General features: G+C 40.6%; 9 protein-coding genes and 1 other RNA gene. 7 read left to right on the top strand and 3 right to left on the bottom strand.

Annotation, left to right across the window (positions count from 1 at the left end; all coding sequences use genetic code 11):
* Positions 1–460: 460 nt before the first annotated feature.
* From ACFSKL_RS21450 to ACFSKL_RS21440, 3 genes are all read left to right on the top strand, one after another.
* Positions 461–1,138 (top strand): bifunctional isocitrate dehydrogenase kinase/phosphatase, encoded by a 678-nt coding sequence (locus ACFSKL_RS21450; RefSeq protein WP_376889209.1) that lies wholly within the window; start codon positions 461–463, stop codon positions 1,136–1,138.
* Positions 1,128–1,760 carry an NUDIX hydrolase gene (locus ACFSKL_RS21445; RefSeq protein ID WP_376889208.1) on the top strand — a complete coding sequence of 211 codons (633 nt, stop codon included), beginning with the start codon at positions 1,128–1,130 and terminating at the stop codon, positions 1,758–1,760. The genes ACFSKL_RS21450 and ACFSKL_RS21445 overlap by 11 nt, the downstream gene beginning before the upstream one ends.
* Before the next feature lie 64 nt (positions 1,761–1,824).
* On the top strand, positions 1,825–3,078 hold the full coding sequence (locus ACFSKL_RS21440) for a DUF819 family protein (RefSeq protein WP_376889206.1): 1,254 nt from the start codon (positions 1,825–1,827) through the stop codon (positions 3,076–3,078).
* A gap of 407 nt (positions 3,079–3,485) precedes the next feature.
* On the opposite strand, the gene ACFSKL_RS21435 is transcribed toward ACFSKL_RS21440, so the two are convergent.
* Entirely contained in the window at positions 3,486–3,812 is a 327-nt protein-coding gene (locus tag ACFSKL_RS21435) for a YbjQ family protein (RefSeq protein ID WP_376889205.1), read from the bottom strand.
* A gap of 357 nt (positions 3,813–4,169) precedes the next feature.
* On the opposite strand from ACFSKL_RS21435, the gene ACFSKL_RS21430 reads away from it, so the two are divergent.
* On the top strand, positions 4,170–4,910 hold the full coding sequence (locus ACFSKL_RS21430) for an NYN domain-containing protein (protein WP_376889203.1): 741 nt from the start codon (positions 4,170–4,172) through the stop codon (positions 4,908–4,910).
* Between the two features lie 844 nt (positions 4,911–5,754).
* Here ACFSKL_RS21430 and ffs read toward each other — a convergent pair.
* Positions 5,755–5,843, bottom strand: an RNA gene (gene ffs, locus ACFSKL_RS21425) — signal recognition particle sRNA small type.
* Positions 5,844–5,982: 139 nt separating this feature from the next.
* On the opposite strand from ffs, the gene ACFSKL_RS21420 reads away from it, so the two are divergent.
* Complete coding sequence (locus ACFSKL_RS21420) at positions 5,983–6,279, top strand: hypothetical protein (protein WP_376889202.1); 297 nt, start codon at positions 5,983–5,985, stop codon at positions 6,277–6,279.
* 70 nt (positions 6,280–6,349) lie between these two features.
* On the opposite strand, the gene ACFSKL_RS21415 is transcribed toward ACFSKL_RS21420, so the two are convergent.
* Positions 6,350–6,577: a hypothetical protein gene (locus tag ACFSKL_RS21415; RefSeq protein WP_376889200.1), complete on the bottom strand. Its 228-nt coding sequence runs from the start codon at positions 6,575–6,577 to the stop codon at positions 6,350–6,352.
* 453 nt (positions 6,578–7,030) lie between these two features.
* Between ACFSKL_RS21415 and ACFSKL_RS21410 the strand changes: the two genes are divergently transcribed.
* Positions 7,031–8,434 carry an OmpA family protein gene (locus tag ACFSKL_RS21410; protein ID WP_376889199.1) on the top strand — a complete coding sequence of 468 codons (1,404 nt, stop codon included), beginning with the start codon at positions 7,031–7,033 and terminating at the stop codon, positions 8,432–8,434.
* Between the two features lie 15 nt (positions 8,435–8,449).
* The gene (locus ACFSKL_RS21405) at positions 8,450–8,875 is read left to right on the top strand and encodes a lipocalin-like domain-containing protein (RefSeq protein WP_376889198.1); all 426 of its coding nucleotides are present in this window, start codon (positions 8,450–8,452) and stop codon (positions 8,873–8,875) included.
* Positions 8,876–9,477 lie beyond the last annotated feature (602 nt).

The following is a 9,477-nucleotide window of genomic DNA, read 5'->3' as shown; positions in this document are numbered from 1 at the left end:
GCAAATTTCAGGATATTGAATGGTTATTGGCATGTGTATTTCCAAATAGTTCTTCGGATGATTTGGGTCAATATAATTAAATGATGTCTAGAATGTACACAGTTGCCTTTGAGAATTGATGTTTTTTTTGGTTCAGCTGATGGTTGAATAGAAAGGTTTCTGGAAATGTATCAAAATAAAATTCGATTTTTTTGGTAAAAAATATTTTTAAAAGGTGATTTTTTTGGGGTAAATGGGTGTGTAGAAAGTTTTTTGCCTAGCCAAATAAAATTTTCGCAATCGATTGCTTGGACAATAAAAAAACATTTTCTACCTTTCACGCATGTTATTCATACAATGAATATCTACAATAGGTTTAATAGGTTTGAGAGATAAAAAAGGTTCGGGCTATGTTCGGACCTTTTTTGATTAAAAGAGATTTTTTATGTTTCTTTCGAATTCGTTTTGAGCACTAATGAATATGAAGTCTTCCTATAAATTCATAAATTTTCTGTTATTATTATCATTGTATGCATTTATAGCATGTTCTCCTGACGGGAAGAACGATGAAATAGCGAATGATAAAGGTGTATTGGATGGATTGGATGAAGAAGAGCAGCTTTTGGAAATTGGATTCCAGAAACTTTCTGACTGGATCCGTCACTGGAAAAGTATTGACCCGAAGTTCAATGTGAAAGATTTCGGGTATTCCCGGAGGGATACAGTAGAGGGGATTGAGCGGCCTGAAGAACTTCATATTTCACAGGGGAATCCATTGTATCCCTATCTGAAGAAGCAGCCAGAGGGTGAAGGTGTGGTAGATATCTACAGCTACAAGGTGGTATACCCTACAGAAGGGAAAGCCTATTTCAACCCAGATTCCGAGGTGACTTATTTCAGGTCAGATGGGATGCGGGAGCGCTTGCTTTTTATGGGACCATCTGGTGCTTTTGAGGATATGGTATGGTTATCAGCAGAGGCTTTGTTGGTTGTAGGGCATTTTGAAGATGAAATTGGGATTTCTCCCAAGGCTTGGATTATCTATCCAAAGGAAGGTTTGATTAGTCAGTTTGACAATCCGCTCAAATCACAGAGTTACAAGCGGGAGAGTTTTTTGGTCAAGAGATTTACAGGAGTGAGTTTGGAGAATGGACTTTAAGGAAGTAATCAGGAAATTGGAAGGAATGTTGAAGCAGCCTTTGCCTGGAAGGCAAGGTCAGATCAGCATGGCTCCAATTCCGGTTGATGAAAGTCGATTTTTAGAACCCAAACCCCTTAATCCAAGAAAAGGAGCAGTCTTGATGCTTTTTTATCCCGGAGAGGACAATACCATGGTCCCTTTTATAAAAAGACCAAGCTATGATGGAGTTCATGGTGGGCAAGTGGCATTTCCCGGTGGGAAATGGGAGGAAGTTGATGGGGACTTGGCCCAGACTGCATTGAGGGAAACAGAGGAAGAGATTGGTGTCAAACAGAGTTCTATCAACCTGTTGGGGAGTCTATCTGATCTGTATATTCCACCAAGTAATTTTCTTGTCTCTCCATATATTGGTTTTGTAGAAGAGAAGCCTATCTTCATACCAGACCCTTTTGAGGTAGATCGGATTATTTCTTGTCCCATAGAGTTGCTGACAAATCTTGATATCCGAAAAAAAGGAGAGATCACAGTCCGTAGCGAAATAAAACTCCAAGCGCCTTATTTTGAAATAGAAAAGGAAATGGTTTGGGGTGCTACAGCGATGATGTTGGGTGAGTTTATGCACCTATGGGAAAATTACTAAGCTGGATTTTTTGGCCTTGTCGGGCATTTAGTGTATTTATGTAGTTCAATCAACCCCAAATATAATGGAAGAAAACATACCCCTGATCACCAATGATGCCGTCGTCTTTGGTATTTTAATGGTCATCCTTGCCCTGGTCTTTACGACATCCAACAGTGGCAATTCAGGCTGGAAGAAGTTTTATAGGATAGTTCCCTCTATTTTACTTTGCTATTTTATACCGGCAGTATTGAACTCATTTGGATTGATATCAGGAGAGTATTCCAATCTGTATTTCATGGCATCCAGGTACTTACTTCCTGCTTCTTTGGTATTATTGACTCTGAGCATAGATTTCAAGGGAATCTTGAAGTTGGGGCCAAAGGCTTTGGTTATGTTTTTGGCAGGTTCAGTAGGGATAATCTTGGGTGGTCCGATGGCTTTGTTTGTAATCTCATGGGTTTATCCTGAGATATTGGGTGGGGTTGGTCCGGATGAAGTGTGGAGGGGGCTATCGACGATCGCAGGCAGTTGGATAGGAGGGGGAGCCAATCAAACTGCGATGTTGGAGATTTTTGGGGCAAGTCCGGCCTTGTTTTCCCAAATGATTGCCGTGGATGTTTTGGTGGCCAATGTATGGATGGCGGTATTGCTTTATTGGGCGGCCAAGCCAGGGGTGATAGATAAATTGTTCAAAGCAGACAGTTCAGCAATTTTTGAGTTACAGGATAAAGTTGAAAAATATAGGGAGAGTATCTTGAAGATACCAAGCATGGCTGATACGATGAAGATTTTAGGGGTAGGATTTGCTGTGACCGGTTTGGCACACCTGATTGCAGACTATGTGGCGCCATTTATCGGGACAAATTATCCGCAGCTGGGTCAATATTCATTGGATTCCCCATTCTTTTGGATTGTAGTGATAGCCACTACAGGAGGGTTGGTACTTTCATTTACCAAAGCCAGGGAAATGGAAGGTGCCGGTGCTTCCCGCTTAGGTTCGGTCATGCTTTATGTATTGGTCGCTACCATTGGGATGCAAATGGATTTGGGAGCTATTTTTGACAATCCAATCTTGTTTTTGATAGGGATACTTTGGATGTTGTTCCATGTGATCATCATGTTGTTGGTAGCATATTTGATCAAAGCACCTTTTTTCTTTGTGGCTGTTGGCTCACAGGCAAATGTCGGTGGAGCAGCTTCAGCTCCCATTGTAGCCTCGGCATTCAATCCTGCCTTGGCGCCCGTGGGGGTTTTGATGGCGGTGTTAGGCTATGCTGTTGGTACATATGGTGCATTGCTATGTGGCTATCTGTTGGAATGGATCCATAACCTGTAGGCGATAGAAGCTTGCTCAGTCCATTTTGTTGATAGCACCACGGAATGTGTGCTCAGTTTGTAATATGATGATCACATGACTTCCCCATTGCATCATATAGCAATGTCCTGCCGGGTTTTCGATTAATGCCTCACTTTGGGGGAAAATCCCTCGCCTTTAGGCTAAGACTTTAGTGTTTTTACTTGGTGATCCTAGTGGTAAAAATTATAACCACTAAGATCACCAAGTTTTTCACAAAGAACACTGAGTCTGGGATGTACTTTAGTCGCCTTTAGACGAAACCAAATCTATCGGTCTTTAGCCGATAGTAGTTTAGAGTGGAAAGAGGTGTCGTATGAGGCAAGAAAGGCCATTGAAAGATTTAAGCCTGGCAGGTTCCGTTTCTTAACAAAACGGCATTGAGTCACTTATACTGCTTTTTTGGACACTTTCACTGCCGTGCCACTGGCAGTCACCATGAGCATGCCGTCCCTGATGGTTTCATAATCCAAATCAATGCCGACTACAGCGTTCCCACCGAATGCCCGGGCCTGCATTTCCATTTCGGACAGCGCAGTGGTTTTTGCTTCCCTGAGGACTTTTTCATAGGCGGAAGACCGTCCACCGACGATGTCTGTGATGCTTGCAAAGAAATCTTTGAAGAGGTTGGCTCCGATGATAGTCTCTCCAGTTACTATTCCCAAGTATTCCGTGATTTCATAGCCTTCCAATGAAGGTGTCGTTGATACAATCATGCTGTTTTTGTTTATGATAATTAATTTTCTAAAATACGAATTTGGATGAATCAAATCTGATTATAACCTATTTATTTTGGCTTGGAATGTTGGGATACGATCTTGTTAAGAAGCCTGTTTTTTGGAGAGGGGTATTGGAGGTGAATTGCTCTTTACATTTTCAAAGGGAGAGAACCTCCTATGTTTGAAATGATTGTAAATTTAACAAAAAGTGGTTGGAGATGGGAGCGAAATTAAACCCAAATAGTCATTTAGCAAAGGTATATTCTCTCGAAGATTCTGTGGCTAAAAGCAATTTCCCTGATGGGTATTGTGTATATTTGGTTTTTACCGTTTTCCTTACAGACTAATAAACACATGAATTCAGATATCAAATTTGCAGTACTAATCGATGCAGACAACATCCCTTCAGGCCAAGTGAAAGAGATGATGGAAGAAATTGCCAAATATGGAAACCCTACCATCAAAAGGATCTATGGGGATTGGACCAAACCACATCTGGGGAAATGGAAAAATGTCTTATTGGAAAATGCCATCAATCCTATCCAGCAATATGGCTATACCACCGGTAAGAATGCAACTGATTCGGCGATGATCATCGATGCCATGGATATATTGTATTCTGAGAAGGTAGATGGGTTTTGCCTGGTATCCAGCGACAGTGATTTCACCAAATTGGCTACCAGACTCCGAGAGGCGGGGATGACAGTGATTGGCATAGGGGAAAAGAAAACCCCGGAGCCTTTTATCGTGGCATGTGATAAGTTTATATACCTCGAAATCCTTCGGACCCAGTCTGATAATCAAGAAGAGCAGAAAGATCAGAAAACCGAATCCCCACAGGTAGATAAGATAAACCCAAAGCTGATCAGATTGATTGCAGCAACGGTTGCTGATTTGGCGGATGATGAAGGATGGGCATTTATGGGAGATATTGGGAATCTCCTACAGAAAAAACAGCCTAATTTTGATTCAAGAAACTATGGATACCAGAAACTGACACCATTGATATCTGCAATCGAAAGATTCGAGGTGGAGCAGCGGGAAAATCAGAAAGGCAGATTTAAGTTGATTTACGTAAGGGATAAGAAAGGTTGATGCAATCAATATCCTTGTAAGACCTCTCGTGTCGTCGAGGTGACTTAGTAGTCATTTCGACCAACGGGAGAAATCTCGTACTGAATTTCACACTCTAACATCAATTTTCACTTTCCTGTTTCAAAGGCGGGTCGAGGGCTCTCTTGTCGTCGAGGTGACTTAGTAGTCATTTCGACCAACAGGAGAAATCTCATACTTAATTTCACGCTCCACCATCAATTTTCACTTTCCTGTTTCAAAGAGGGGGGAGGGCTCTCTTGTCGTCGAGGTGACTTAGTAGTCATTTCGACCAACGGGAGAAATCTCGTACCGAATTTCACGCTCCACCATCAATTTTCACTTTTCTATTTCAAAGAGGATCGAGGGCTCATTTGTCGTTGAGGTGACTTAGTAGTCATTTCGACCAACGGGAGAAATCTCGTACTGAATTTCACGCTCCAACATCAATTTTCACTTTCCTGTTTCAAAGGCGGGTCGAGGGCTCTCCTGTCGTCGAGGTGACTTAGTAGTCATTTCGACCAACGGGAGAAATCTTGTACTTAATTTCACGCTCCACCATCAATTTTCACTTTCCTGTTTCAAAGAGGGGTCGAGGCTCTCTTGTCGTCGAGGTGACTTAGTAGTCATTTCGACCAAAGGGAGAAATCTCGTACTTAATTTCACGCTCCAACATCAAATTTCACTTTCCTATTTCAAAGACGGGTCGAGGCCTCACTTGTCGTCGAGGTGACTTAGTAGTCATTTCGACTTTTTCCTTATACAATAGCCAAAATAAGACATAAATATGCCTGTAGCGAAATGTCGTTGGAATATATCTGAGAGGATCTTTAAGGAAAAGGTAAAAAAAAGAGGCGGTATCGCACCGCTACGACCGCCTACCCTTGCTTCCTTCCGGACCTGGGGGATTCAGCAGGAGCTGGTCGTACCGCCGATACAAAGGTAGCTTAAAAATCCTCCATTCCAAGTGTGATCTGCCTATTAATTCTATCTAATATGCTAAAATGCTTATTTTCAGTGTGAAAAAATGTGGCAGTATATTTGCGTTTTCTGTAGGGATAAACCAAAATATATTATGAAATATTCAATAGTTTTTACACTAGCTTTGTTATTGTTGGGATCATGTGCTATTCTGGGCCCCAGGGCGGAATTTACCAGGGGAATGTCTGAGAAGAAATTCCTGAGACAGAATAGAGATGCCGTCATTAGCACTTTGGATGGGGAATTTATTACCTATAGGGTGAATAGGGGAGAAACTTTCTATGTGCTTGCGACTTTTGAAGAAGGCAAATTAGTCAAATTGGAGGAGAGGGAATTGGTGCCTGCTTGGATGCCACAACAGCCTACAAATGAAAATAACAACGAAGAATAATATTTTAAAGACCTTCGTTTCAAGGAAAAGCCTGACATATTTAAAATTTGTCAGGCTTTTTTATTATGCCCTATTTTACTCCTTTCAGATATAGATTGAACTCCATCGCTCCGTTTTCTTCAAAATCATCAACTGCCAAATCTTCAAAGATATCCTCATCAAATTGCATTGCAGTTTTCTCGATTTTACCGTCAGGGTGTACGATTAGTTCTATACCTGTCCAGTCTTCGGGATTGACTTGGACCAAGACTTTGTAGTCATCAAATGTCCTTTTGAAGTATTTGGATAGTTTATTCATGCTTTGGATTAGGGAAAGTAACTGCTGCTTTATGTCACGAAGTTAAGAAGAACACTTGTTTTTCTGCATAATCACTCATGTTTTCTGTCACGTACTGAAATTAGTCTATACTTTTTTTCATTGCCTTTTTCTTGAATGCCGAGTTGTTTTCAATTGCCTCCCGTATTCGGGACAGGCATTTCGGGGCAATCCAGAATGTTACTCGCATCTTGGCTCTTGCATCTTTCATCTTGAGTCTTATATCTTGCTTCTTGTCCTTTGCATTTAACATCTTTCCCTCTCCAAACCTCAATCTTCAATGATCAAACAGCCTCCTGTGATCTGCAATCAAATGAGGAGGGTGAGCTTGTACCCATTTTGCTTTTGGGGTTGATGTTTACTTTTTCTGGGGTTTTGTGACTAAAACCAAACAAGAAAGAAACAATATATCTCAAACATCAAAATTCTATACCCATGAAAATTTTAGTGAAAATGATTTTTCTAGTTTCCCTTGTTGGTTTAGGCACTACGGCAAATGCCCAAATCAAAGAGAGGGTTGTGGAAAGAGCAAAAGAAAGCTCAACGAATAAAGCAGAGAGGACAGTAGACCAAAGCATCGAAGAGGCAGCTGATGGTGTAATCAATGGTGTCAAGTCATTGTTTAAGAAAAAGCCAAAAAAGAATAAAAATTCCCCAGCTGATGATATGGATACCTCCAATATGGGAGGATGGGAAGATACCGATGAAGATGGGAATATGCTGGGGGGACAAGAAAGCGAAAGTCCAACTGTTAATGAGAAGCAGACATTGAATAGATATTCCAAATTTTCTTTTATCCAAGGGGAAGAGATTATTGCGTTTGATGATTTTAAGCAGGACAAAATTGGAGATTTGCCAGCTTCTTGGATCACCACCGGGACGGCAGAGATAGTGAATTTCGATGGTTTGGATGGGAATTGGGTTTGGTTCAACAAGACAAAAGGAAATTTTATTCCAGAATATTTAAAGGATTTCCCAGAGAATTTCACCCTTGAATTTGATCTGATATATGACTTTGCTTTTGGGACATATAGCTATAGTAGAAAATTGGTGCTGGTGTTGACTGATATCGAAAATCCGGAATCGAATCTTGGTTGGGACGGTGGAGGTGAATATTTCACCCTTCAAAAGCTTTCCAATAATTATCTGGGGATCGAATTTTCTGGAATTGGGTCTGATGGAGGGCCATTTATCACTGCAAGAAAAGCAGTACATACTGAGAAGGGATTGAATTTCCGCAACAATTTCGATGCAAAGCATATAATAAATGCAGAAAGAGCTAATGAGCCGATCCATATTTCTATTTCAAGAATGGGGAGAAGAGTGCAGGTTTTTGCTGATGAAGAAAAAGTACTTGATCTGACGGCAGCATTTCAGAAGGATGTCAGACTGACGAGTGCCAGGTTTTTTGTGAATAACCATTCTGATAATGACAATTATTATATCAGCAATATCCGCTATGCTGTAGGTCAGCCTGATACCAGGAACAAACTCTTGGATAGTGGAACCTACACAACTTCTGCAATCACCTTTGCTTCTGGCTCTGCTGAAATCAATCCCGAATCCTATGGGATATTGAAAGAAATAGCTGAAGCTCTCAATTCACAAAGTGGTAAATCTGTGGAAATCATAGGCCATACAGATAGTGATGGGTCGGTAGAACTTAACCAAAGTCTTTCTGAGCAACGTGCCATGGCTGTCAAAATGGCCTTGCAGAGTGAGTTTGGTGTACGAAACCCCATCACTTCAACGGGAAGAGGCCAATCAACACCAATCGCAGAAAACAACACGCCCACTGGAAAGGCAAAGAATAGAAGAGTTGAATTTAACCTTAACTAAAATAAATATAAGATCATGAAGAATTTAAGAATTGTATTTTTGGTATTGTCTTTCATGGCAATACTTTCAAGTAGCTGTAGCAAAGATGAAGAGCCGGAGGTTGATTTTTCCACTTTGGTAATAGGGAAATGGTATACAGTACAGGATTTTGACAGCAATGGAGTGGAGATAGAACAGGATGATTGCGAGAAGCAGTCTACGATTGAGTTTACCACTTCTAAGGATTATATCGTGACCCCTGTAGGTACATACTATGACAGTAACGATCAGCCTTATTGTGCGCCAATCATGGAGACTCCATTTATGCTTACCTATTCCATAGAGGGTAATAAACTCACCAATAACTTTGGTGAAGGTACAATCGAAAGGATTTCCAATGATAAAATTAGACTGAGATCTGAAGACCCGTTTAGTCATTTGATTTTGGAAAGGGTAAAATAGCCTATTATTTATGGGTAATTTTTTAATCGGTTAGTCCAATTTTGTATTTGTGTCTTACAGTGTAGAATCTTGTTTTTTTCAGCCCTGAAATGTTTTTTTGGGGCTGATTTTTTGCCCTCCAAATGGACGGTCAAAAGTGGAGGGAAACTGCGTTTAACACTTTCAAAGTGAGAATCTTCGAGGATTGTCCAATTTGGTTTTCTACTTTATGAGTATCCGTAATGTTGCACGTAGGGTAAGAAGTAGCTTTGTAAGTTGCGGATACTCGTCAACAACTTGTGCGTGGCGTAGACAACAGGGCCACAAATCCTTCATCCAACAATCTATTGTTTGGCTAGGTGCAAGAAAGGGGATAGTTATATTCTACTTTACCCCATTCTCTAAACCTATATTCAATAAGCAACTAAAAGACATACTAACCTGAGTTCGATTGTTATCGCAAAGTCAAAATCAATAAAAATATCCAGTTACAAGGCAAATTTTTGAGGGATAGCCTAAGCTATCGCTCAAAAATTTAACGCAGTAAATGGGTGTTTTTATTGACTGAGCCGACTATTCGGTTTTAAACGGCAATCTACTTCACTTTTTCAATCCACAATATC

Source organism: Belliella marina, assembly GCF_042682445.1.
In the GTDB taxonomy this organism is placed as follows: domain Bacteria; phylum Bacteroidota; class Bacteroidia; order Cytophagales; family Cyclobacteriaceae; genus Belliella; species Belliella marina.
This window is presented reverse-complemented; position numbering and strand designations above follow the sequence as displayed.